Below are 24199 nucleotides of genomic sequence, written 5' to 3'. Positions count from 1 at the left end.
TAGAGCCCTCTTCATGACAAGACTTTTAATGATCTTTTTGTTCTTCACCTGTTTTTCATACTCACAGGAGGAACATGCCTGGGTATATTTTAAAGATAAGCCCAATGTTGAAGCGGCTATAAGCAATCCATCCACGATATTAAGTGCAAAAGCGATACAGCGAAAATCTTTACGTGGAACTCCTATTGATGAAAGAGACATCCCTGTAAATGAAGAATATATTGCTATCGTAAAAACACAGGAGGATATTTCGGTAAAAGCGAAGTCGAAATGGATGAATTGCGTTCATGTTATTGGTACACCACAGGCTATTTCAAATCTGGCTAATCTTGAATTCGTTTTAGAAATTGAATTTGCCAGTGACGATTTAAATTCAAGAACTTCATTAGAAAACAAGAAACCTGAAGAAAAATTAGAAAGCGCAATAGATTTCAGTTACGGCCTGGCCTCCAATCAAACTAAAATGCTAAACACCGATCACCTTCATGAAAATGATTATACCGGTGATGGGATCACTATTGCTATAATGGATGCCGGATTTCCCAATGTTAACAGTATTCAGGCATTTGAAAGATTAAGGTCTAAGGATAAGCTTCTGGGTGGTTATGATTTCCCAAATAGATCTGAAAATTTTAATAATAGTAATTTAAGTAACCATGGAACCCTGGTCTTATCCAATATGGCCGGCTTTATTGAAAATAACTTTGTAGGAACAGCACCAGATGCCGCTTATTACTTATTCATTACTGAAATTGGCCCTACAGAAACACCTGTGGAAGAGACCTATTGGGTAGAAGCCGCAGAAAGAGCCGACAGCCTGGGAGTTGATCTCATAAATACCTCTTTAGGTTATACATTATTTGATAATCCAGATTATAGCTATGCTCCTGAAGATATGGATGGAGAAACAACTTTTATTTCCCGTGGGGCAAATATTGCTACAGAAAAAGGAATGCTTGTGGTAACATCAGCTGGAAATCGTGGAGAAGAAGATTACTTCAATGTCATTAGCGCTCCTGCAGATGCCAACGTGCTAAGTGTTGGTGCGGTTGACAAAGACAGAAATTACGTTCCTTTTAGTTCACGCGGACCATCAGCAGACGGACGTATAAAACCAGATGTTGCTGCTCAGGGCCTTGAGATCGTTGCTGTTGACCAATTTAATAATCTGGTTCAGGCCAGTGGGACTTCCTTTGCCTCTCCTATTCTTGCAGGTTCTGTTGCCAGTTTCTGGCAGGCAGATCTGTCGCTAACAAATATTGAGGTCATACAGTTAGTTAAAGAAGCCTCCAGCATTTTCAACAGTCCTAATAGCAGGCTGGGCCACGGTATTCCTAATTTCAGAAATGCACTTACTGGTCTGCTTGAAAAAAATGAGCCTGCAGGTGAACTTTTTCTATATCAGAATCCGGTGATCCATACTTTAAAATTCAATAACGCTACAAATCAAACATATAATGTTACTTTATTTGATACCCTGGGCCAGATCATCTTACAAAGAGATCAGGTTAAGGATGAAATAGACCTTTCAGGTTTTTCCAGAGGGATTTATATTGCTATGTTTGAACAAAATAATTCAAGACAGTCATTTCTTATCATCAAAAAATAATGTCAGTAAATAGAATCACCCAACTTTTTAATATAAAATATCCTTTAATTCAAGCCGGAATGATCTGGGCCAGTGGATGGAAATTAGCCAGTGCAGTTTCAAATGCCGGCGGACTTGGCATTATTGGTGCCGGTTCTATGTATCCCGATATTCTTAGAGAGCATATTCAAAAATGTAAAAAAGCGACCACTAAACCATTCGCCGTAAATGTTCCCATGCTTTATCCGGAAATTGATAAGATCATGGATATTATTGTCAAAGAAGAGGTGAAGATCGTTTTTACCTCTGCCGGAAATCCTAAAACCTGGACGAAGCATTTACAGGATCATGGAATAAAAGTGGTTCATGTAGTAAGCAGTGTGAAATTTGCCATGAAATCTGAAGAAGCCGGAGTAGATGCTGTAGTGGCTGAAGGATTCGAAGCTGGTGGACATAATGGACGCGATGAAACTACCACCTTTACCCTTATTCCTATGGTCAAAGAAAAGATTTCCATCCCCTTAATTGCTGCAGGAGGAATTGCCACAGGAAGAGGGATGTTAGCTGCAATGGTTTTGGGAGCTGATGCCGTACAGGTTGGAAGTAGATTTGTAGCTACTCCGGAAGCATCTTCGCATAAAAACTTCAAAGAATTGGTGGTGAAAGCTCAGGAAGGCGATACGGTACTCACTCTTAAAGAACTGGCACCTGTTCGTTTACTAAAAAATAAATTTTATGAAGACGTTCAGGATTTATACTCCAGAACTCCCAGTAAAGAAGAACTCATTGAATTGCTGGGTCGTGCCAGAGCGAAAAGAGGCATGTTTGAAGGAGATCTTGAAGAAGGAGAGCTTGAAATTGGTCAAATTTCAGGACTTATTAATGATATAAAACCTGCAGCAGATCTCGTAGAAGAGATCATTAATGAGTTTCAAAAGGCTAAAAAAGAAGTGCTTGAACTTTAAGAGGAATAATCTTCTAACTTTTTCAATTCGTCTGCCACAAATTGCCTCCATCTCATCTCGGCAGATCTAATCTCGCTGTGGGAAGTTTCTTTATCGAACTGATTTTGCATAAAAACACGTTCAGACTCTATCCTTCTATATAGTTTTTTGAGGTCCTGGCGTATATTTCTTCCAATCTCATAGTGGTACAAAGCTTTTCTTAGCTTTCGAGCATGCAATTCAGAAATATCGAAATGCAGCTGTTCATGGGCTAAAAGATATTCTTCATTCTGAATTTCTGTCACCCATGATAGATTTGGATAGAAATTAGTAAAAACCTGATGAACAAGTATAGGTTTCCCGGAAGCAGTACTATAACTCCATGTATAGCCTATTCCAGAATTTGTATTGGCAGCATAAGAATTTGAAGCATCGGGCTGTCCTTTAAAATCTTCCCATTGCAATGACCTGCTTGCCTTCCAGAGTATTTTTTCTTCCTTTTCCTGAGCAAAACCCACCACAGAAATGATAAGAAAGAATAATAAATAGCCTATGTTTTTCATGAATATTTAAAAGAAATATTTTTCTCGATCTCCGGATGCAGACTATAAAGCACTGGACAGGTTCTACCGGTATTTTCTAGAATCTTGGTTTCCTTTTCTCCGTAAGATTTGGGAAATACAATATCCACCTCAATTCTTGAAATCCTCCGGGGGTCTGAGGCCATTATTTTGGTAACTTCAGCTGATGCTCCATCCATATTGATTCCCATCGAAGTCGCTTTAATCCCCATTACAGTTAACATACAGGTTGCTAAAGCATTAGCGACGGTATCTGTAGGAGAAAATGCCTCGCCTTTTCCATGATTATCTACCGGAGCATCGGTGATCATCTTTGAACCACTTTGAAGATGTTCAGATTCGGTTCTTAGCTCGCCAAGATATTTTACTTTAGATGTCATTTGCCTCGCTTATAGTTAGATCTTCATTCATCTGAATAATGTAAATAGCATCATTTGTATACCCTCCGTCGGCATTAGGCATGTAATGGAATTTACTTTCATAATATTCCGTATAGCCCGGATATTTTTCAAATGACTCATAAAGATCTTTGGCTGAAGCAAGTCTTAGTAAAACATCCAGTGTAAGATCATAACCTCTTAAAGCGTATTTATTAGGCTCTATATTAAATCTCTCCTCGTAAGCATCTATAAAGTCTTCAGAAGCCTCGGTATCATATTCTTTATCTACTGAAGGATAGCGAAATTTCAGCTTCCCAAGATGATTATTGGAAATGATATCACTCTCGTAAGCATTATTTTTATTGGTAGTTAAAAGAGTGATATTATGATTTCTTGCCAGTCTATTTAAAGCGGAAGTAGTACTACTTACCAAATTAATGTTATCTGATTCCAAAATCACCCAGTTTTCACCCACACCCATCACTCCAGACAGCTGCTGCTCTGAAACAAAATTATTGCTGGGACTAATATTTTTCGCACTTGGTGTAGCATTATTCAGCTCGCCTTTAATCTTAAAAGATTTTCCATCTGCAATAATAATCACATTTTTTCCTGAAGTGTTTCTGGAAAGGTAATCCAACATCGCATTTTTAGTAAGCTCGTCGCCGGGATTTGATTGAAAAAGGTTTTTATAACCTCTCATGCTACGATTAGACACTGGATTGATTACCGGGATATTTTTATTCTCCAACCTTGAAGCTGCAGCTTCGGTCGTTTCCTGTAGTAATGGTCCTATTACGGCATCTATATCATCGAAATTATTTGTGTTAATGATATTTGATACTTCAGAAGGATCTCTTTTGGTATCGTATACTTTCAGATTGGTAGAAATTCCCATGGTCTTTGCCTTGTCTACCGCCATAAGTACTCCACTGTAAAAATCCAGAGATATTCTAACTACTCTTTCGTTTAATATGGTATTTCGATAAGATCCAAGGGAGTCTGCATCAATTTTGTTTAAATGATAAGGAAGCATTAAAGCGATTTTCTTCGTACTACGATTCTCAATAAACTGGGTAAGATCCATTTTTGTATCGGCATCTTCTCCTCTCCCGGTATATGCATCATCGTCTATTTCTTCACCATCCCTATCTCTTTTTGGAACTTTTAAAACCATTCCAAACTTCAAACCTTCCTTAAGCGCCGGGTTTAACTGTTTTAAAGAATCCTGACTTACTCCAAAACGTTCAGAAAGACTGTATAAGGTCTCTTGAGGTTTTACTTCATAGAACCTGAATCTTTCATCGGTAATGATCACCGGTTCATCATCTAGAACATTTGTTCCCACTCTTATCATCATTCCCGGTTGAAGAACTTCCACCATAGGATTTAAAGACTCCAGTTCTTTCACGGTCATTCCATACTTTCGGGCAATTCCATATCTGGTTTCTTTAGGAAGTACTATATGTTCCCGGGTACTTGTAATTTGTTTTTCCTGAGAGCTTTTAGTAGTAGCCACAGATTTTTCTTCAGGTGATTTTACGGTCACTATAGATTCAAAAGGAGCTTCCGATTTCGAAGGGATTTTAATAGTTTCTCCTATTTGCAATTCTTTGGAATAAAGCTGCTTATTATACTTCTTTATATCATCAATGCTTACGTTATACTCCTTGGATAAACTATAAAGCGTTTCCTTTTTCTTTACCGTATGATCTAAAAACTGTGTAGTACTGGAAGTAGTAACCTTTTCAGAAGAACCAGATTCTCTAACGGGAATCACCAGTTTTTCATTCACTCCAATTCCCTCACGTGCATTGGGATTATATTTGTAAATATCTTCCTCATCTATACTGTAACTTTGAGAAATACTAAAAACGGTCTCTCCTTTTTTAACAGTATGATATTTATAGGATTGAGCATTCGCCGAAGTCGAATAAATTTGAAAAAGAAAACATATTACAAATAGGTACCTCATTATGATCAATTTAGATTGAAATGGTCTTTTTTATTATTCCCATTCTATAGTTGCGGGTGGTTTTGAACTTATATCGTATACCACTCTATTAACGCCTTTAACCCTGTTTATTATTGTATTAGATGTTTTTTGTAAAAATTCATAGGGTAAATTTACCCAGTCTGCAGTCATCCCATCGGTAGATTCAACAGCACGTAATGCTACTACCTGTTCATAGGTTCTTTCGTCTCCCATTACTCCAACAGATTGAATTGGCAATAAGATTGCTCCTGCCTGCCATACTTTATCATATAACATCCAGTCTCTTAGTCCCTGAATAAAGATATAGTCTACTTCCTGAAGGATCCTAACTTTTTCTGCAGTGATATCCCCGAGAATTCTTATAGCCAGTCCCGGTCCCGGGAATGGATGTCTGCCCAATAATTTTTTATCTATTCCAAGTTCTTTCCCAACTCTTCTTACTTCATCTTTAAACAACATCCTAAGAGGTTCTACCACTTTCAATTTCATAAAATCTGGCAAACCACCTACATTATGATGCGATTTGATAGTCACTGAGGGCCCGTTTACGGAAACTGACTCAATAACATCTGGATAAATAGTCCCCTGTGCCAGGAAAACCACATCCTTTATCTCATGTGCTTCGTCATCAAAAACTTCAATAAAGGTATTTCCGATCGCTTTCCGCTTTTCTTCTGGATCACTTAGACCTTTTAGGGCATCCAAGAAACGTGCCGAAGCATCAACACCTTTAACGTTAAGCCCCATATGTTTATATTGATCCAGAACGCTTTCAAATTCGTTCTTTCTCAATAGTCCGTTATTTACAAATATGCAATAAAGGTTCTTACCAATGGCTTTATGAAGCAGTACCGCAGCAACGGTAGAATCTACACCCCCGCTTAAACCAAGCACTACCTTATCATCTCCTATCTTCTCTTGTAATTCTGAAACTGTAAGATCTACAAAAGCGCCCGGTGTCCAGCTTTGATCTGTTCCGGATATATTTACGAGAAAATTTTCCAGTAATTGCTTACCATCTGTAGAATGATAAACCTCCGGGTGAAACTGTATAGCATAAGTTTCCTCGCCCTCAATTCTATATGCTGCATTTAAAACATCGGTCGTACTTGCCAGTCTAACACCGTTTTCAGGTAACTCGATAATAGAATCACTATGACTCATCCATACCTGAGAGTTCTCCTTTATATTTTCGAATAAAGGTTCAGCATCCTTGATGACTGAAAGGTTTGCCCTTCCATATTCCCTGGTATCTGAAGGTTCTACTTTTCCACCATGAAAATGGGCAAAATATTGTGCGCCATAACATACCGCGAGAATTGGCAGTTTCCCACGAATTTGAGAAAGATCTGGATGTGGGGCATCTTCAGCCCTCACTGAAAACGGACTTCCGGAAAGGATAACCGACTTAAAACCTGATAGATCTTCTGGTATTTTGTGATATGGATAGATTTCGCAGTAAATATTTAGCTCTCTAACTCTACGCGCTATAAGCTGAGTGTACTGCGAGCCAAAGTCTAGGATGAGTACGTTGTTTTGCATGCGCAAAAATAGGAAAACGAGAAAAAAAGAATGCAAGGGATTTGATAAAATTTCTATATTTAATAAAGCTTAAACTTACGTCCATGAAATACCTTAGTGCGATCATTTTTTCCATGGCAATAGTTGCTGCGGCCTGGTTTTTAGGTTCTTCTTATGTTTCCAGGGCGAATCCCGATGGTGTGATCTCTGTAACTGGTTCTGGTAGCGAAAATTTTAATTCTGATCTTATCGTGTGGGAAGGGAGATTTAGCCGGATGAATCAAAACCTTGAACTGGCTTACGAACAGTTAAATAAGGATAAGGAAGTAGTAAGGAAATATCTGATCGCCCAGGGGATTAAACCTGAAAATATCGTTTTTAATTCAGTTCAAACCAATGAGCAAAGAGAGAATCAATATCAGAATGGAAATTTTACTGGAAGTATTTTTAAAGGTTATGAATTAATTCAGCCTGTAAAAATTGAATCTTCAGATGTTGAACTTATAGAAGGAGTTTCACGTGAGATCACAGAATTACTCAATAAAGGAGTGCAGTTCAATTCTTCACCCCCAAGATATTACTACACCAAAATTGCCGATTTAAAGATAGAAATGATCTCTAAAGCTACTGAGGATGCCAGACTTAGAGCAGAAAAAATTGCTGCGAATAGCGGGGAAAAATTAGGCGCCTTAAAAAGTGCAAGCATGGGTGTTTTTCAAATCACCGGGCAAAATAGCGGGGAAGATTATAGCTGGAGTGGAGCTTATAATACGGCAGATAAAAGAAAACAGCCTCCATTACCATGAGGCTGGAATATGAAATTGACTAGTTAGTAATTATTAGTTCGCAGATGTCACTGTTGAAACCTCCAATCAAAAGGACTAATATTAAAATTTTTGCAATTTAAATTCTAAAATCTACTATCTAGCTTCCTAAGTATCTAAAGTAGACAGTATCTCATCTATATCCTTTTCTGTAGTATCCGGATTTATAAAACAAAAACGGACTACACTTTCTTCTTTCCAGATAGACGGCGTCACTAATGCGAAACCTGAGTTATGATTCTTATAGGTCCAGTCACGATAATCTTCAGCAGTCCAGCCCTTTCTTTTAAACAGAACTACTGATAGACTTGCCGGCCTAATTAGCTCGAGATTTTTATTTGCCTTCACTTTTTCAGCAGCAATTTTTGCCAATTCAATTCCGCGTTCTATTGCTTCCTTATACTTATTGGTTCCATGCATTGCCAGGGAAAACCAAAGCGGCATTCCTCTAAGCCTTCGTGTTAGCTGAATTTGATAATCTGCCGGATTAAAGCCCTGTGCGCCCTCATCTTTAAAAATCTCCAGGTAGGCTCCTTTCTGAGAATGCGCTTTTTTGGCAAGTTCCAGGTCCTTATAGATCACTGCTCCACAATCATAAGGCGAAAAAAGCCATTTATGAGGATCTATGGTTATACTATCTGCTTTTTCTATTCCATTAAATAAATGCCTGACAGAATTTGCAGCCAGCGCCCCGCCTCCATAAGCACAATCTACATGTAACCAGATATTCTCACTTTCGCATACATCGGCGATCCCTTTAAGATCGTCAATGATCCCGGCATTGGTAGTACCTCCAGTAGCAACCACCGCGAAAAGGCGATTCCTGTCTTTGTCACTTAAACCATTAATCGAATCTTTTAAATCTTTACCTGAAAGAAATTCTTCACCAGAGTCAATTAAATGAACATCGGCATCCATCACTTTCGCCATGGATTTTATAGAACTATGAGCTCCGGTAGAAGTCACTATAAGGGCTCTTTCTTTAGCGTGATCTGGTTTTTGTTCTCTCCATTCTTCTCTTGCAGTGACTAAAGCCGAAAGATTTGCAGCCGTACCACCACTGGTAAAAACTCCAAAGGCACCGTCTGGTAATTTCGTTAAGGAAACCAGCCATTTCATTGCCTGATTTTCGCAAAAAATTCCACCTGCTCCTTCCATCCAATAGGCTCCATGAATACTTGAAGCAGAAGTTACAAGGTCAAACATAATGGCCGCCCTGGTTGGAGCCGCCGGTACAAATGCCAAATGTCGTGGATGATCGATGGGTACTGTAGCTTTTACCAGTACATCTCTAAATAATTGAAAAGCATTTTCGCCACCAATCCCTTCAGGTGTGATAGTTTCCCCAACAATTCTTAAGAGGTCTTCTTCCTTTTTTGGAGAACCAAGTTCAGGAGTTACGTTGGAAATACGATCTATGGTGTACTTCATGACATCCAGCGTCATTTCAACCAGATCCATGTCTATGGTATGCATTCTATTCTTCTCCAAAGTTCAAAATTTTAAAGTTAGATTCAAGCGGATCTAATTCTTTCATTAATTTCTCTATCATTTCATCTCCATATTCTACATAGAATTCTGAAAAATTAGTTTGTCTTTCTTGCAGACTACGGTTTGGAAAAAGCTCGTTTTGAAGTTTTGTGATGCGTTCTACCTCATCTTTAAGTTTTCGCTTTTGAGCTTTTAACAGTCTTTTTTCAAGATGGTCCAGACCTTTTAATTGTTTTACTTCCTGAGCTTTTACAGCTCCAAGAAAGGATTCATCTGTTTGTTCAGCCAGCATATACATTTCCGCAAATTGTTCTACCAGATGTTCCTTTTGAGAAGAAAAGTCAATATTGATATCTGATATTTTTCGAACCTTTCTATTAATTAGTTCATGCTGTTTCAGAAATAATTCCTTTATTGAAATATTCAGTTTTTTACGTTTGTCATTTTGTTTTGCTGTTTGTAGTAATGCTGAATTACGAAGCAACAACATTGGGAAAGCGATATTTTCAGCTTCAAAATAAGATTTCAATTCCAGCCAGTAAGCAAGTTCCCCTCCTCCACCTATATAACAAAGGTTGGGCAGGATCACTTCCTGGTAAAGTGGTCTAAGCATTACATTGGGACTAAAACGCTCGGGATACTCGTTTAACTCGTTCAGGATTTCTTTTTTAGTCCATGAAATCTCAGTTTCATGAACAAAATAATTTCCATCCCGCTCGATGATCCTTTCCCTGATATCTTCTGTGAGATAGAAAAGGTTAATTTCACGTGGATTCACCTGAATATTATAGCCCAGGGAATTTATCTTTTCAATTGTTTCACCCGTTTTTTTATGCGATACCCGCTCAATAAGCTCGTTCTTTACATAAGGAATAAAATGCTTTTTTAATCTTTTATCCCCTGCCGCTACGATCACTAATCCATATTTCCCAAAGAGCTCATTGGCAATAAAGCGTGTAGCATCGCTAAGATCATCATGTTCCAGATATCCTTTCTCAAAAACAGATTTTAAAAATTCTGCGTTTTCACCCCCGCCAATTTCAGCGGAAAAAAGTTTAAAAACTTCATCTAGTCCTTCTGTAGAAAGGGTTCCAACCGCAGCATTTCCGGCTCGCTTATCTGCATTATTCCATTTAAACTTTTTACCATTAAGATTAAAGAAATTTATCTCTTCAAAATCATGATCCTCTGTTGCCATCCAGTAGACAGGGACAAATTCATTTTCCGGATACTTATCTTTAAGTTGTTTAGTGAGATTGATCGTAGAAATGATCTTATAAAGAAAGTATAAGGGGCCCGTAAATAAATTTAACTGGTGGCCGGTCACCACGGTAAATGTTTTTTCTGAGGCTAAAGAATCTATATTTTCCTTAGTCTTTTCAGAAATTGAAAGCTCGGGATATTGATCATTTAAGACCTCAACAAGATCCTTTCTAATATGGTGATCATAGTTCTTCTTTTTCTCTTTTATCTGGGCATCGAAATTCTCAATTTCAGGAAAACGATTATAGAATTCATTTAATTCTTTTCTTTCAGATAGATAATCGAGAATTAATGGAGTAAAATAATTGGTTTCGGAATACGAAATACAATCGGCTGGCATAGATTTTAATTCTGTTTGCAAAGATATCGAAGATAGGGATTTTATTCGCTAAATTTTAGTTAATTCAAGGCTAGATGCTATCTTTACTCGGTCTATTCCAAATTAGAATCTTTAATGAAAATCTATTTCAGTCTATTTATCGCCCTTCTTCTAAATCTTCAGCTAATTAATGCCCAGCAACTTAAAAGCCCCTCAGACTTTCTGGGTTATGAACTTGGCTCGCAATTTTCAAGACATGCAGATGTAGTTAAGTATTTTGAACATGTAGCTGAAAATTCAGGTTTGGTAGCATATCATACGTACGGAAAGACAAATGAACGCAGACCGCTTACTTATGCTGTAATTTCTTCAGAAGAGAATATGGCCAACCTGGAAAAAATTAGAACGGCACATTTAAGAAATGCCGGGATTGGAAGTGACGAAACTGTGTCTAATAAAGCAATTGTCTGGCTGAGTTATAATGTACATGGGAATGAGGCTTCCAGTACCGAAGCTGCGATGAAGACTATTTATAAGCTGATCACAGAGAAACAGGATTGGTTAAAAAACACCGTCGTTATTATAGACCCGTGTATTAATCCCGATGGTAGGGATAGATATGCAAACTGGTATAATCAGGTAAAAGCTGAACCTTTCAACGTTTCCCAGGAAGCAGCAGAACATCACGAACCATGGCCGGGAGGAAGGCCTAATCATTATCTCTTTGATCTAAACCGTGACTGGGCCTGGGCTACTCAAGTAGAAACTCAGCATAGATTAAAGGTTTACAACCAATGGCTTCCTCATATTCATGTTGACTTTCATGAACAGGGGATCAATGATCCTTATTACTTTGCCCCGGCAGCCGAACCTTTTCATGAGATCATCACTCCTTTTCAAAGAAATTTTCAAACGAGAATTGGTAAGAATCATGCAAAATATTTTGACGAAGAGGGCTGGTTATATTTTACAGGAGAACGTTTTGATCTCCTATATCCAAGTTATGGAGACACCTATCCTACTTATATGGGTGCCATTGGAATGACCTACGAACAAGCAGGTCACGGGCGTGCCGGCCTGGGTATTGAAACCGACGAAGGCTATATTCTTAGCCTGAAGGATCGTTTGGAACACCACTACACTACCGGACTTTCAACGGTAGAAGTAGCTTCAAAAAATGCTTCAGAATTAACTGAAGAATTCCAGAAATATTTCAGTAATGAAGATTTTAAATATAAAAGTTATGTGATGAACGGTAGTCCGGACAAACTGAAGTCTTTAAAGGGTTTATTAGATAAACATGAAATAAAATACTCATATACAGATGCAGGTAGAATAAACGGATATCATTTCAGGAATAACGAAAATGGAAATTTGAACAGTGATGATAATACCCTGGTAGTATCTACAAATCAGCCAAAAGCGAAGATGGTAAAAGTACTGTTTGAACCCAAGACAAAACTGATGGACTCTCTTACGTATGATATTACCGCCTGGAGTTTGCCTTATGCCTATGGCCTGGATGCCGTGGCAAGTACAAAGATCGTTTCAGGTTCTGAAAAATTAAGCGTCAACAATATCAACAACACTCCAAATGCGCAAGGAGCAGGATATATAACTAAATGGAATAGCATGCAGGATGCAGAATTTCTTGCAGATCTTATCGCCAGTAAGATCAAAGTTAGATTTAGTGAAGTTTCTTTTGAAAGTAATGGAAAGCAATTTGCACCCGGTAGCCTTATCATCACTAAAAGTGACAACCTGAAATTTGAAAATTTCGACGCTAAAGTTATCGAGATCGCCAACAAACATGAGCGACAATTATTAACTGCTGAAACAAGTTTTGCTGGTAGCGGACCCGATTTTGGATCTTCGGAAATTAAAATCATCAATGAACAGAAAATCGCTCTTTTAAGAGGTAATGAGGTCTCTTCCCTAAACTTTGGCGAGATCTGGTATTATTTTGAACAAGACTTGAACTACCCCGTGACCCCAATAGGCACAGATTATTTTAACAGGGTGAATCTTGCTGAGTTTGATGTCTTAATTATGCCTGAAGGCTGGTATGGTGATTTTATGGACGAAAAAACTTTAGAAAAAATATCTTCCTGGATAAAAAGTGGTGGGAAGCTCATCGCTCTCGGGAGTGCCGTTGGCAGTTTTAATGAGAAGGAAGGTTTTGGTATCAAAGAAAATATAAAGGCGAAAAAAGACTCCACTAAAACAGATGCAAATCTCATTCCTTACGCCAAACGAGAACGGGAAAGTATTAAAAACCTTATTACAGGGAGTATCATTAAAACTGATATAGATAATACTCATCCATTGGCATTTGGTTATAACGATCACTATTTCAGCCTTAAGTTAAGCAGTGATAGTTATTCGCTATTAAAGGATGGATATAATGTTTCTTATATCCGCGAACCCCAGGTGGTTTCAGGTTTTGCAGGTAGTGAAGCGGTTAAAAACTTAAAGAAATCGTTAGTATTTGGGGAAGTACCAATGGGTGAGGGAAGCGTGGTGTATATGGTAGACAACCCGCTTTTCCGTGCATTCTGGGAAAATGGAAAGTTATTCTTTGCCAATGCGATATTCTTTACCAATAATACAGGTTATGATTATTAATAATAAACAGTATATGAAATATATTAAATCCCTCCTCTTACTATTTATAACGGGGACTGTTTCTTTAGGTTTCAGCCAGGAGACAGCAGAAAATTTTTCAGTTGATTTTGAAACTTTTAATCTAGAGAATGGATTAAAGGTAATTCTACATCAGGACACATCAGATCCAGTGGTGGCTGTTGCGCTCACTGCTCATGTTGGTTCAGCCAGAGAAAAAGAAGGGCGAACCGGTTTTGCACATTTATTTGAACATCTCCTCTTTCTGGAATCTGAAAACCTGGGAAAGGGAGGTTTAGATAAGCTAAGTGCAAGAATTGGAGGTTCCGGAGCTAATGGCTCTACCAGTAGAGACAGAACCAATTATTTTCAAACCGTTCCTAACGATGCCCTCGAAAAAATGATATGGGCCGAAGCCGATAAACTTGGTTATTTTATTAATACGGTGACAAAACCCGTACTTGCCAAAGAAAAGCAGGTTGTAAAGAATGAAAAGCGCCAGGGTGTTGATAACCGCCCATATGGTCATACTTTTTACGTGGTAGATAGAAACCTGTACCCAAAAAATCATCCTTACAACTGGCAGGTCATTGGAAGCCTGGAAGATCTTCAAAATGCGACTTTACAGGATGTAAAAGACTTTTATAATAAATGGTATGTCCCGAATAATGTGATCCTGACCATTGCAGGAGATTTTGACAAAGATCAGGCTAAAGAATGGGTACATAAATATTTTGACGAGATAGAACGAGGGCCTGAGATGCAGGAATTGGAGAAACAGCTGGTTACACTATCATCATCTAAAAAACTTTATCATGAAGATAATTTTGCCAAATTACCCGAATTAACGCTTACCTGGCCATCAGTCTATTCTTATCATGAAGATTCCTTTGCCTTAGAGATATTAACTAAATATTTAGCCGATGGTAAAAATGCCCCTTTATATAAAAACCTTGTAGAAAGGAAGCAGCTTACTGGTAGTGTAAATATGTTCAATTACACCTCAGAACTTGCGGGCCAGTTAATGCTTCAGGTAAGGGCTTTTGACGGAAAAGATCTGGATTCTGTAAAACTTGCAATTGATGAAACCTTTACCGAATTTGAAAAAAATGGAATTCCGCAAAAGGATCTTAAAAGAATAAAAGCTGGACTGGAAACAGATTTTTACAATTCTATTTCCAGTGTATTGGGAAAAGGATTTCAATTAGCCCAGTATGAAATATTTGCTAAGGACCCTAATTTTATTAATAAGGAAGTAGATAAAATGCTGGCCGTAACAACAGCTGATGTAATGCAGGTCTTTAAAAAATACATCAGTGATAAACATTTTGTAGCAACAAGTTTTGTTCCTAAAGGACAACCCGAACAGGCCCTGGAAAATTCTGAAAAAGCAGAAGTTATTGAAGAAAAGATCGTAGAAGGAGCTGAAGAAGATTTTGATCCCAATCAAAAAGTAACGTATACAAAAACTCCTTCCAGTTTCGATAGAAGTATTGAGCCGCCATATCAGGGAAAACCAGCACTTAATATTCCTGAAATCTGGGATGCCAGGATGCCTTCTGGGATGAAGATCATGGGTATCACAAATAAGGAAGTACCGGTTGTACAGTTCAGCCTGGAAATGAAAGGAGGCCAATTACTGGAAAGCACTCAAAAAGCTGGAGTGTCAAATATGCTCGCCAGTATGATGACCAAAGGAACTGCTAAAAAAACTCCAGCTGAGCTGGAAGAAGCTATCGAATTGTTAGGTGCCTCCATTTATGTAAATTCCAGTGAAGAAAAGATGACGATTTCTGGAAATACCCTGGCTAAAAACTTTTCGGAAACTATGGATCTGGTTAAAGAGATCCTATTGGAACCCCGATGGGATGAAAAAGAATTTGAACTTATAAAGCAGCAAACCTTAAGTCGTTTACAGGAAGAAAAGGGCGATCCTAATGCAATTGCACAAAATGAATTTAAAAAGCTTATTTATGGAGAGAAAAATATTCTTTCTTTTAATGAGCTGGGAACTTCTGAAACTGTTACTAGTCTGAAAATAGAGGACCTTAAAGATTATTACAAAGAAAATTTATCACCATTGGCTTCTACGTTTATGGCCGTTGGTGCTGTAAATAAAACAGAAACTGTTAATTCTCTAAAGGCTATTTCAGCAAACTGGGCTCCGAAAAATGTTGCTTTTCCGGAGATCCCTGATTTTGAACTTCCGCAGAAATCGAAAGTATATTTTTATGATGTTCCAGGAGCGAAACAATCTGTACTTGCATTTGGCGCACCAGCATTGGCTGCAACAGACCAGAATTTTTATCCCGCCGAGGTTATGAATTATCGCTTGGGAGGAGGTGGTTTCGCTTCACGCCTCACGCAGCAATTAAGAGAAGGAAAAGGTTACACCTACGGAATACGTTCAGGATTTGCAGACCAGTCCTATATTGGTCCGTTTATGATTAGCAGTGGTGTTAGAACTAACATTACTTATGAAGCGGCTGAACTGGTTAGGGATATCCTGAAAGAGTATCCAGAAACTTTTACACAGGAGGATCTTGAGGTTACAAAAAGTTTTATGATAAAGAGCAATGCCAGAAGATTTGAGACACTGGGAGCTAAACTTAATATGCTACGCGAAATCAATGATTATGGATATGATTACGATTATATAAAAGACAGGGAATCTAAGGTTGAAGATATTAGCGTTCTGGATATTCAGGATCTGGCGAAAAAATATATAGATCCGGAAAGGATGTACTATCTCATTGTGGGAGATGCAGAAACTCAAATGGAAAAACTTCAGGATCTTGGCTATGGAGACCCAATCCTGCTAAATGAGCATGAGGGCAAATAAAACTTTATAAAAGCTTTAAGGTTGGCGGGAAACACAATTCCCGCCTTTTTCATATCTTCTCGTTCGAGATTTGAATATGAATACTGTCTAGAATTTCATGATATGAACCTGGTTAAGAATAACCTTAGTTTTATATTGAAATTTAGTAATGCATTCCGGAATAATCAAAAACCACCAATTTGTCTAAAAAGCTGTCTTATATAATTACCGGAAGTATTATCGCTGGTTTAATACTTTTATATTTTCTGTATCCTCCATTTCAGGAGTTCATTAATAATACCTGGCAGATCTTATGGAGTAAAGACGAAAATAAGATTCAGGATCATTTTAAAAGTTTTGGGTTCTGGGGACCAATTGCTATCATACTGGTAATAATATTACAAATTTTCCTGGTGGTTTTTCCATCATGGCTCCCCATGATCGTTGCGGTACTGGCTTATGGATTCTGGGGCGGCGCTTTGATCTCTATTGTAGGTGTTTTCTGTGCTTCTTCAATAGCTTTTTATATTGGAAAATGGCTTGGAGAAGATCATCTGGAAGAAATCATGGGAAAATCAAAAAATAAAAAGGTTGAATTCTGGGTTTCAGAATATGGATTCTGGACCATCGCTATTTTTCGTATTTCTCCTTTCCTTTCCAATGATGCTATTAGCATTGTGGCTGGCATGTTGAGTATGACTTACAAGAAATTTATTCTCGCTACCTTAACCGGGATTATACCGCTCTCTTTTGCCATTGCCTATTTTGGCCAGGATATAGATCAGTTAAAAAACGGGCTTTACTGGATTGGAGGCGCCGGAATTCTGATTTACGGCATCTATGTTTATATAGATTACCGAAAAGGAAAAAAGAAAAGAAAGGATTAGATGATAATTTATTCAGTTCTAACCTTTATTTCTTTTCGTTTAGGTTTTTCAGCAGTCACATTCAAAGCTTCCCCATAAAGGTCAAAATCTGCAGCATCGGTGATCTTCACCTCGTAGTAATCACCTGTTTTAAGGTATACCGAAGTGGCGTCAATTAATACCTCATTATCTACATCTGGTGAATCAAATTCTGTACGACCAATAAAATAGTTTCCTTCTTTTCTATCTATCACCACCTTGAAGATCTCACCAATTTTCTGCTGATTAAGCTCCCAGGAGATCTGTGATTGAATTTCCATGATCTCGTTAGCGCGCTCCTGCTTTATTTCCTGCGGAACATCATCCTCCAGATTATATGCATGTGTGTTTTCTTCATGAGAATAGGTAAAACAACCAAGACGCTCAAAACGCATCTCTTTTACCCATTCTTTCAATTCCTGAAAATGCTCTTCTGTTTCCCCAGGATAACCCACAATAAGGGTGGTCCTTATTGCCATTTCCGGCACTGTTTTCCTGAATTCTTTCAGGAGTTTAGTTGTTTTTTCATGAGTGGTTCCTCTGCGCATCGACTTTAGAAGATCATCTGAAATATGCTGAAGTGGAATGTCCAGATAATTACAAACTTTTGGCTCCCGTTTCATCACCTCCAAAACATCCATTGGAAATCCTGTTGGAAAAGCATAATGCAAACGTATCCACTCAATACCTTCAACCTTAACCAGATTTTCAAGCAACTCGGCCAGATTTCGTTTTTTATAAAGATCAAGACCATAATAAGTAAGATCCTGTGCGATCAATATCAATTCTTTTACGCCGTTTGCCGCAAGCTTCTTAGCTTCGGTAACAAGATTTTCAATAGGTGTAGATTTATGTCCGCCACGCATTAATGGGATGGCGCAAAAAGAACATGGACGATCACAGCCTTCAGCAATCTTTAAATATGCGTAATTTTTTGGAGTGGTAGTTAAGCGTTCTCCGATCAATTCATGTTTATAATCGGCTTCGAGCGCTTTCAAAAGGCAGGGAAGTTCTGTAGTTCCAAAATACTGGTCTACATCTGGAATTTCATTTTGGAGATCTGGTTTATAGCGTTCACTTAAACAACCGGTCACAAAGACCTTATCTACATCACCCTGCTGCTTTTTCTCAACGAATTCTAGAATGGTATTTACAGACTGTTCTTTAGCATTATCAATAAACCCACAGGTGTTTATCACTACAATATTCCCGTCTTCTTCATGTACCACGTCTTTATCATTCGCCTTCAGCTGTCCCATCAAAACCTCAGAGTCATAAACATTCTTGCTACAACCAAGGGTTACCACATTGATCCTGTTCTTCTTTAGTGACTTCGTCCTCATAAACTTATTCCTTTTTAGCTCGAATCTCTTCCGATGAAAAAATCAAAGCGGGTGCAAAGATACAATCTAAAATTAGATATACCTGAAAGTCTTTACATTGAAGATTTTAAGAGAAATATTCGTGAAGCTGAAGCATCCATTCTTTTTCATAATATCTCACGATACTTATTAGAATAGCCCCGGGGATTACATACGCCCAATGGTAAGAATTTCGCTTTACCATCAATGCTCCAACAATGGCAAATCCCAGGTATGGGATAGAAAGAATGAGATTTGGTATTGCCCATGCCCCGGTAAAGACAGCAATTATCTTCATGATCACATAAAAAACACTGTAAAAGAATATGATCTTCGAGATTAGAACGAGATATCTTTGAGAATTACTACTCATTATATGCCGAAGGGGTTTTTCTTCTCTTGGTAGCTTTTTCAAAAATATAGGCATATTGAAGTAATTGTTCTTCAGAAAATGGTTTTCCTATCATGGTTAATCCCATAGGTTTATTTTCAGAAGTATATCCCATAGGAATTGTGATCGCCGGATATTTAGCTACGGCAGCATACCCCGCATGAAAATTATTGATAGACAAAACTGCATCCAGATTATGTTCTTTCATTGGTTTTTCAAAAAAACGGGTTCCGTTGGTTTTCAGTGTATCCTTAATTGCTGAAAATTCCTTTTCTGAAGCTGAATCTTTTACAATCCCTAAAAATAATGCCTGACCATAAGGTGCCCTATTCAAAGAATCCTCATTGTTATAAGCAATTACATCCTGTACATTTTTATAATCCACTTCCCCGCCATAATCCTTTAAATAAGCCGGAAGATCCTTTTTCATATCAATATTTAAAAGCCTCCGAAAGTTTGGGAGGTTTATATCTTCAGCTTCGAATTCAACAATCTCTGCACCGGCATTCTTAAGGTCGTTAATCGCTCTCACATAAAGAGAATCTTCCATTAAAGCTTTGATCGCACCCAGACGCTTTCCTTTAAGATCGCCTTCTTCAAGGTTAGAATAAAAAATTTTATTTTGACTTCCTGCAGTTTTGGAAGCTGGATCTGCATTATCGACGCCCTTCATGGCATCCATTAAAATAGCGTTATCTATCACATTTTTTGTTATGGGTCCCGGAGTGTCCAGCGTGCTCGAAATTGGGACAATTCCGCCTCTGCTTAAAACCCCGATCGTTGGCTTTAATCCCACCACCGAATTTGAACTTGCTGGAGACAGGATGGAACCTGAAGTTTCAGATCCTACTGCAATCGGAGCAAGATTTGCGGCTACCGCTACTCCGCTACCAGAACTGGAACCCCCTGTATCATGCACTTTTCTCCCATAAGGATTCAGCGTCTGGCCACCAACGGTAGAAAAACCATTAGGACAGCCTTCACAAAAGAAATTAGCCCATTCACTTAAGTTGGCTTTTCCTAGAATCAAAGCGCCATTATTCTTTAATTGTTTTACGATAAAAGCATCCTGGGTCTGGTTATTTTGAAGTGCAAAAGAGCCTGCCGTAGTAGGCATCGAAGTTGTATTGATATTATCTTTTAACAGTACGGGAATTCCAAAAATTGGATGACGATTTGCAGCATCGCTTTTTTGTTGATCTCTTTCCCTGGCTTCTCTTATTAAGTTAGGATTTAAAGAGATCACAGAATTCAAAGAAAATTCATTATCACGATCGTATTCTTTTATTCTTGTTAAATAGAATAAAGCCACTTCTTCATAGGTAAGCTTTTCTTCATTTATAGATTTTTGAATTTCAGGAATCGTTTTTTCAAAAACCAATGCCTTCACTTCTTCATAAACTTCCGTAGAAAACTCTGAAAGATCTGCTTCAAATGGTTTCCAGAGACTATCGTTATCGATGATCCTGGAATCTACCTGACGATATTCTATCTCTTCAACGTTAGTTGAATCAGATTTAACCTGCAAGTTTTCAGAGTCTTTTTCAGTGTTGTCATTTTTACAACTGATAATAGCAACAGCGGTAAGAAGAAGTAAAAGTTTTTTCATAAGGAAGAAAATTTATTCAAAGAAAAACAATTTTGAAATTACGTTATAGACTTAATTTATTTAAAGAAAGAGTCTACAAATTCATATTTATTAAATACCTGTAGATCCTCAATTCCTTCTCCAACACCAATATACTTAACAGGGATCTTAAATTGATCGCTAATGCCAATCACTACACCACCTTTAGCAGTACCGTCCAGTTTTGTAACAGCCAGAGAAGTCACTTCTGTAGCCGCAGTGAATTGTTTGGCCTGTTCAAAAGCATTCTGACCGGTAGAACCATCCAGCACCAACAAGACCTCATGTGGCGCATCGGGAATAGTTTTCTGCATCACTCTTTTTACTTTGGTAAGCTCATTCATCAGGTTTACCTTGTTGTGAAGTCTTCCAGCGGTATCAATCAAAACCACATCAGCATCCATTTTTACGGCACTCTGCACAGTATCAAAAGCCACAGAAGCAGGATCGCTACCCATCTTCTGTTTAATGATAGGAACATCGGTTCGATCTGCCCAAATTTGAAGCTGATCTATAGCCGCGGCTCTAAAAGTATCTGCAGCTCCAAGAACCACTTTCTGACCTTTACTTTTAAATTGATGTGCTAGCTTACCAATAGTTGTTGTTTTTCCAACACCATTTACTCCAACCACCATAATAACATATGGTTTCTTATTTTCAGGAACAGATATTTCTGAATCCTCTCCGGTATTAGTTTCCGAAAGTAATGCGGCGATCTCCTCGCGAAGTATTTTATTCAGTTCATCGGTACCAAGATATTTATCTCTTGCTACCCTTTCTTCAATTCTATTAATGATCTTCACAGTGGTAGCAACCCCCACATCACTGCTCACAAGCACATCTTCCAGATCATCAAGAACTTCTTCATCTACTTTAGATTTTCCGGCCACAGCCTTACTCATCTTATCAAAGAAATTGGTTTTAGATTTTTCCAATCCCTTATCCAGATTTTCTTTTTTCTCTTTATTAAATATCTTTTTAAATAAACTCATTTTGGTTTGGCTGGTTTAAAAACAAAGGAAGGTTCAAACCTTCTATAATGCGGCAATAAATATACATAAAAAGAAAAAGCCGTCCAGATGAAATCCAGGACGGCTTTTTAAGATTATTTAAAATCGTTTGTGAACGATTCTTACTTCTTCAAGAAGTCGTTTACGTCTTCCGGAGCCATGATTTGTTCTACAAAAGTGTAGGCGCCAGTTTTCTCAGATTTAACCATTTTTATCGCTTTGGTTAATCTTTTAGATCCTGTTTGAATAGATGCTACTGATTTCTTTGCCATGACTTACTTATTTAATTTCTTTATGAACCGTCATTTTCTTAAGAATTGGGTTGAATTTCTTCAACTCGATTCTATCCGGTGTATTCTTCTTATTTTTTGTAGTAATATATCTTGAAGTACCTGGTTGTCCAGAAGTCTTATGCTCTGTACACTCTAGGATTACCTGAACTCTGTTACCTTTCTTTGCCATTGTGAAATATTTTTAGGTGCTAGGATTATTTCTGAAGAAATCCTTTTGCTTTAGCTTCCTTAATTACGGCAGAAATGCCTTTTTTATTGATATCTTTTAATGCAGACGTACACACTTTAAGTGTTACCCATCTGTCTTCTTCAGGAAGAAAAAAACGTTTTTTAACTAGATTGGCGTTAAATTTACGTTTGGTTTTATTCATGGCGTGAGAAACATTATTCCCAACCATTGCTCTTTTCCCGGTAAGTTCACAAACTCTTGACATTGCTCTATACTTTTCTCGTTATTTCAAAACAGGCTGCAAATTAACGATTTTTTTACCTAACAGGCAACTAATTCAAAAAAAATATTTTAGACTTGAAATAATTAGCATGAATCATCGTTTCGCTCCTGTCTCAGGGCTTTCACGTCTGCAAAAATAAGATTTTTAATAGATATAAATCAAGAGAAACTCACCAAATAATAGAATTCATTTCATCAATGAATTGATAATCAAATATTCTTACTGAATTTTATAATACTTTGCTGAAGTAATTCCATTGCCTTATTCACCGATTTCCCAATCACTTTCTCCCGATGATTTCCAAAATTGTATCGGTAAGCCTCCACTCCTTCGGGTGTCGCTATTCCAATAAAAACAGTACCCAGATCTTCATCACTATCGCCTTTTGAAGGGCCGGCATTACCGGTAGTAGCAATAGCAAATTCAGTCTGAAATTTTTTTCTTGATCCCAAAGCCATAGCTTTCACCACTTCAGCACTTACTACTGAATGCTTTTCTATCAATTCTTCCGGAACTTCCAAAAGATCGATCTTTGACTGGGTAGCATAACAAACCACACTACCTTTAAATGATGCCGAAGATCCTGGTGCCCTGGTAAATTTAGAAGCAAGACGACCTCCTGTACAACTTTCAGCAGTAGATAAACTCCAGTTGTTCTCCACAAGCATTCGGCCTATCACCACTTCAATGGGATCATCATCTTCATAACCATTTATAAACTCTCCAATAAACTGATAAAGTGCAGTGACCTGGCTATCTATAAGATCTCTTAAATGATTTTCGTCTTTTCCTTTAGCAGTTAATCGCAATCTAACTTTACCCAGGCCTGGCAAATAAGCAAGCTTAATATCTTCTGGAAGGTTTTCTTCCCATGTCTCTATTTTTTCAGCAATAGCACTTTCCCCCATCCCATAGGTGATTACCGTTTTGTGCAGGATCACAGGTCTTGAATAATTACTCATTAATCTGGGAATAATCTCATTCTCCATAATACCACGCATCTCGTAGGGCACACCAGGCATAGATATGTATACCTTTTCTTTTTCTTCAAACCACATTCCCGCAGCCGTTCCATATTCATTATGCAACGCAATAGATTTGGAAGGCAACATTGCCTGATCGCGATTAAGATCTGAAATTGGGGTATCTACGTATTTGTCAAAAAGCTGTTCTATATGCTTTAAAACTGAATCATTGCGAACAAGATCATCATTAAAAAATTCGCAAAGACATTTCTTGGTAATATCATCTTTAGTTGGGCCAAGGCCACCGGTGACAATGATTATGTCAGCTCTTTCTGAAGCCTCTTTCAAAGCTTGAAGTATATGGTTTCGCTCATCCTGGATGGACGTTATCTGATGAACGCTTACGCCTATCTTATTGAGTTCTTTAGAGATATATGCTGAATTGGTATCAACAATCTGCCCGATGAGAATTTCATCCCCAATCGTAATGATCTCAGCTCTCATTCCAACTCAAAATCGCGTTTAAGGGCGATAGCCGCGACATCGACTTTTTTAGCGATTGTCTCAACAGCCCCCGGAACTTCCTCTTTTCGCTGGCCTTGTTTAGACCAGGCTTCAATGATCTTTATTTGTTCCATAAGATTCAAACCAAAAAGTTGAAGATTTGGTTTCATTTTGTGAGCAAACTGGTAAGCCAGTGATGGGTTATCATTATTTACAGCTTCGCTCATAGACGCCACATCTGGAGGAATCTCTTCCAGGAAAGTCTGTACCACTACAAGCATGAATTCATCATCCCCGCCTGCCATTTCTTTTACTTCATCAAGATTATAACTACTCATTTA

General features: G+C 37.9%; 20 protein-coding genes and 1 pseudogene. 6 read left to right on the top strand and 15 right to left on the bottom strand.

The features are described 5' to 3' along the window. Positions 1-13: 13 nt before the first annotated feature. Positions 14-1609, top strand: coding sequence for a S8 family serine peptidase (locus BLT95_RS00755; protein WP_089664171.1), 1596 nt, complete (start codon positions 14-16; stop codon positions 1607-1609). After that, a complete protein-coding gene (locus BLT95_RS00750; RefSeq protein WP_089664170.1) occupies positions 1609-2553 on the top strand; it encodes a nitronate monooxygenase in 945 nt (314 codons plus the stop codon). Before BLT95_RS00755 ends, BLT95_RS00750 begins: the two co-directional genes overlap by 1 nt. On the opposite strand, the gene BLT95_RS00745 is transcribed toward BLT95_RS00750, so the two are convergent. Genes BLT95_RS00745 through guaA form a run of 4 tightly spaced genes read right to left on the bottom strand, consistent with a single transcriptional unit; the run spans position 2550 to position 7031 of the window. Next, positions 2550-3095 (bottom strand): DUF922 domain-containing protein, encoded by a 546-nt coding sequence (locus BLT95_RS00745; protein WP_089664169.1) that lies wholly within the window; start codon positions 3093-3095, stop codon positions 2550-2552. The genes BLT95_RS00750 and BLT95_RS00745 overlap by 4 nt on opposite strands. Beyond that, the gene (locus tag BLT95_RS00740) at positions 3092-3493 is read right to left on the bottom strand and encodes an OsmC family protein (protein WP_089664168.1); all 402 of its coding nucleotides are present in this window, start codon (positions 3491-3493) and stop codon (positions 3092-3094) included. Before BLT95_RS00740 ends, BLT95_RS00745 begins: the two co-directional genes overlap by 4 nt. Then, entirely contained in the window at positions 3483-5468 is a 1986-nt protein-coding gene (locus tag BLT95_RS00735; protein ID WP_089664167.1) for a LysM peptidoglycan-binding domain-containing protein, read from the bottom strand. Before BLT95_RS00735 ends, BLT95_RS00740 begins: the two co-directional genes overlap by 11 nt. Positions 5469-5501: 33 nt before the next feature. Further along, complete coding sequence (gene guaA / locus BLT95_RS00730) at positions 5502-7031, bottom strand: glutamine-hydrolyzing GMP synthase (RefSeq protein ID WP_089664166.1); 1530 nt, start codon at positions 7029-7031, stop codon at positions 5502-5504. An 83-nt stretch (positions 7032-7114) separates the two neighbouring features. Here guaA and BLT95_RS00725 point away from each other — a divergent pair. Continuing rightward, positions 7115-7839, top strand: a pseudogene (locus BLT95_RS00725) (SIMPL domain-containing protein). A gap of 103 nt (positions 7840-7942) precedes the next feature. Here BLT95_RS00725 and BLT95_RS00720 read toward each other — a convergent pair. Both BLT95_RS00720 and bshC read right to left on the bottom strand, forming a co-directional pair. Then, positions 7943-9310, bottom strand: coding sequence for an aminotransferase class V-fold PLP-dependent enzyme (locus BLT95_RS00720; protein ID WP_089664165.1), 1368 nt, complete (start codon positions 9308-9310; stop codon positions 7943-7945). Between the two features lies 1 nt (position 9311). After that, positions 9312-10928: a bacillithiol biosynthesis cysteine-adding enzyme BshC gene (gene bshC, locus BLT95_RS00715; protein ID WP_089664164.1), complete on the bottom strand. Its 1617-nt coding sequence runs from the start codon at positions 10926-10928 to the stop codon at positions 9312-9314. Positions 10929-11042: 114 nt separating this feature from the next. Here bshC and BLT95_RS00710 point away from each other — a divergent pair, with 114 nt between their 5' ends. From BLT95_RS00710 to BLT95_RS00700, 3 genes are all read left to right on the top strand, one after another. Further along, positions 11043-13532 carry a M14 metallopeptidase family protein gene (locus BLT95_RS00710; RefSeq protein ID WP_089664163.1) on the top strand — a complete coding sequence of 830 codons (2490 nt, stop codon included), beginning with the start codon at positions 11043-11045 and terminating at the stop codon, positions 13530-13532. A gap of 13 nt (positions 13533-13545) precedes the next feature. Then, positions 13546-16371, top strand: a complete 2826-nt coding sequence (locus BLT95_RS00705) for a pitrilysin family protein (RefSeq protein WP_089666802.1) — start codon at positions 13546-13548, stop codon at positions 16369-16371. A 179-nt stretch (positions 16372-16550) separates the two neighbouring features. Further along, positions 16551-17237, top strand: coding sequence for a VTT domain-containing protein (locus tag BLT95_RS00700; RefSeq protein ID WP_089664162.1), 687 nt, complete (start codon positions 16551-16553; stop codon positions 17235-17237). 8 nt (positions 17238-17245) lie between these two features. On the opposite strand, the gene rimO is transcribed toward BLT95_RS00700, so the two are convergent. The 9 genes from rimO to BLT95_RS00655 form a co-directional block, all read right to left on the bottom strand. Continuing rightward, positions 17246-18598: a 30S ribosomal protein S12 methylthiotransferase RimO gene (gene rimO / locus BLT95_RS00695; RefSeq protein WP_089664161.1), complete on the bottom strand. Its 1353-nt coding sequence runs from the start codon at positions 18596-18598 to the stop codon at positions 17246-17248. Between the two features lie 106 nt (positions 18599-18704). Beyond that, positions 18705-18989 (bottom strand): hypothetical protein, encoded by a 285-nt coding sequence (locus BLT95_RS00690; RefSeq protein WP_231896382.1) that lies wholly within the window; start codon positions 18987-18989, stop codon positions 18705-18707. Next, the gene (locus tag BLT95_RS00685) at positions 18982-20616 is read right to left on the bottom strand and encodes an amidase family protein (protein WP_089664160.1); all 1635 of its coding nucleotides are present in this window, start codon (positions 20614-20616) and stop codon (positions 18982-18984) included. The genes BLT95_RS00690 and BLT95_RS00685 overlap by 8 nt, the downstream gene beginning before the upstream one ends. Positions 20617-20672: 56 nt before the next feature. Continuing rightward, a complete protein-coding gene (gene ftsY / locus BLT95_RS00680; RefSeq protein WP_089664159.1) occupies positions 20673-21626 on the bottom strand; it encodes a signal recognition particle-docking protein FtsY in 954 nt (317 codons plus the stop codon). A 140-nt stretch (positions 21627-21766) separates the two neighbouring features. Next, a complete protein-coding gene (locus BLT95_RS00675) occupies positions 21767-21916 on the bottom strand; it encodes a DUF4295 domain-containing protein (RefSeq protein WP_084509775.1) in 150 nt (49 codons plus the stop codon). Between the two features lie 7 nt (positions 21917-21923). Further along, positions 21924-22106 (bottom strand): 50S ribosomal protein L33, encoded by a 183-nt coding sequence (gene rpmG, locus BLT95_RS00670; RefSeq protein ID WP_011710111.1) that lies wholly within the window; start codon positions 22104-22106, stop codon positions 21924-21926. Between the two features lie 25 nt (positions 22107-22131). Beyond that, positions 22132-22371: a 50S ribosomal protein L28 gene (gene rpmB / locus BLT95_RS00665; protein WP_011710112.1), complete on the bottom strand. Its 240-nt coding sequence runs from the start codon at positions 22369-22371 to the stop codon at positions 22132-22134. A gap of 227 nt (positions 22372-22598) precedes the next feature. Then, the gene (locus BLT95_RS00660) at positions 22599-23858 is read right to left on the bottom strand and encodes a competence/damage-inducible protein A (protein ID WP_089664158.1); all 1260 of its coding nucleotides are present in this window, start codon (positions 23856-23858) and stop codon (positions 22599-22601) included. Further along, a complete protein-coding gene (locus tag BLT95_RS00655) occupies positions 23855-24196 on the bottom strand; it encodes an Hpt domain-containing protein (protein WP_089664157.1) in 342 nt (113 codons plus the stop codon). Before BLT95_RS00655 ends, BLT95_RS00660 begins: the two co-directional genes overlap by 4 nt. Positions 24197-24199 lie beyond the last annotated feature (3 nt).

The organism is Gramella sp. MAR_2010_147, assembly GCF_900105135.1.
Classification (GTDB): Bacteria; Bacteroidota; Bacteroidia; order Flavobacteriales; family Flavobacteriaceae; genus Christiangramia.
Note: the sequence above shows the minus strand (reverse complement) of the source record. Positions and strands in the feature narration are given on the sequence as shown.

Coding starts and splice junctions, on each gene's coding strand:
- BLT95_RS00755 (WP_089664171.1), top strand. CDS start 14: ATGACAAGACTTTTAATGATCTTTTTGTTCTTCACCTGTTTTTCATAC.
- BLT95_RS00750 (WP_089664170.1), top strand. CDS start 1,609: ATGTCAGTAAATAGAATCACCCAACTTTTTAATATAAAATATCCTTTA.
- BLT95_RS00745 (WP_089664169.1), bottom strand. CDS start 3,095: ATGAAAAACATAGGCTATTTATTATTCTTTCTTATCATTTCTGTGGTG.
- BLT95_RS00740 (WP_089664168.1), bottom strand. CDS start 3,493: ATGACATCTAAAGTAAAATATCTTGGCGAGCTAAGAACCGAATCTGAA.
- BLT95_RS00735 (WP_089664167.1), bottom strand. CDS start 5,468: ATGAGGTACCTATTTGTAATATGTTTTCTTTTTCAAATTTATTCGACT.
- guaA (WP_089664166.1), bottom strand. CDS start 7,031: ATGCAAAACAACGTACTCATCCTAGACTTTGGCTCGCAGTACACTCAG.
- BLT95_RS00720 (WP_089664165.1), bottom strand. CDS start 9,310: ATGCATACCATAGACATGGATCTGGTTGAAATGACGCTGGATGTCATG.
- bshC (WP_089664164.1), bottom strand. CDS start 10,928: ATGCCAGCCGATTGTATTTCGTATTCCGAAACCAATTATTTTACTCCA.
- BLT95_RS00710 (WP_089664163.1), top strand. CDS start 11,043: ATGAAAATCTATTTCAGTCTATTTATCGCCCTTCTTCTAAATCTTCAG.
- BLT95_RS00705 (WP_089666802.1), top strand. CDS start 13,546: ATGAAATATATTAAATCCCTCCTCTTACTATTTATAACGGGGACTGTT.
- rimO (WP_089664161.1), bottom strand. CDS start 18,598: ATGAGGACGAAGTCACTAAAGAAGAACAGGATCAATGTGGTAACCCTT.
- BLT95_RS00690 (WP_231896382.1), bottom strand. CDS start 18,989: ATGAGTAGTAATTCTCAAAGATATCTCGTTCTAATCTCGAAGATCATA.
- BLT95_RS00685 (WP_089664160.1), bottom strand. CDS start 20,616: ATGAAAAAACTTTTACTTCTTCTTACCGCTGTTGCTATTATCAGTTGT.
- ftsY (WP_089664159.1), bottom strand. CDS start 21,626: ATGAGTTTATTTAAAAAGATATTTAATAAAGAGAAAAAAGAAAATCTG.
- BLT95_RS00675 (WP_084509775.1), bottom strand. CDS start 21,916: ATGGCAAAGAAATCAGTAGCATCTATTCAAACAGGATCTAAAAGATTA.
- rpmG (WP_011710111.1), bottom strand. CDS start 22,106: ATGGCAAAGAAAGGTAACAGAGTTCAGGTAATCCTAGAGTGTACAGAG.
- rpmB (WP_011710112.1), bottom strand. CDS start 22,371: ATGTCAAGAGTTTGTGAACTTACCGGGAAAAGAGCAATGGTTGGGAAT.
- BLT95_RS00660 (WP_089664158.1), bottom strand. CDS start 23,858: ATGAGAGCTGAGATCATTACGATTGGGGATGAAATTCTCATCGGGCAG.
- BLT95_RS00655 (WP_089664157.1), bottom strand. CDS start 24,196: ATGAGTAGTTATAATCTTGATGAAGTAAAAGAAATGGCAGGCGGGGAT.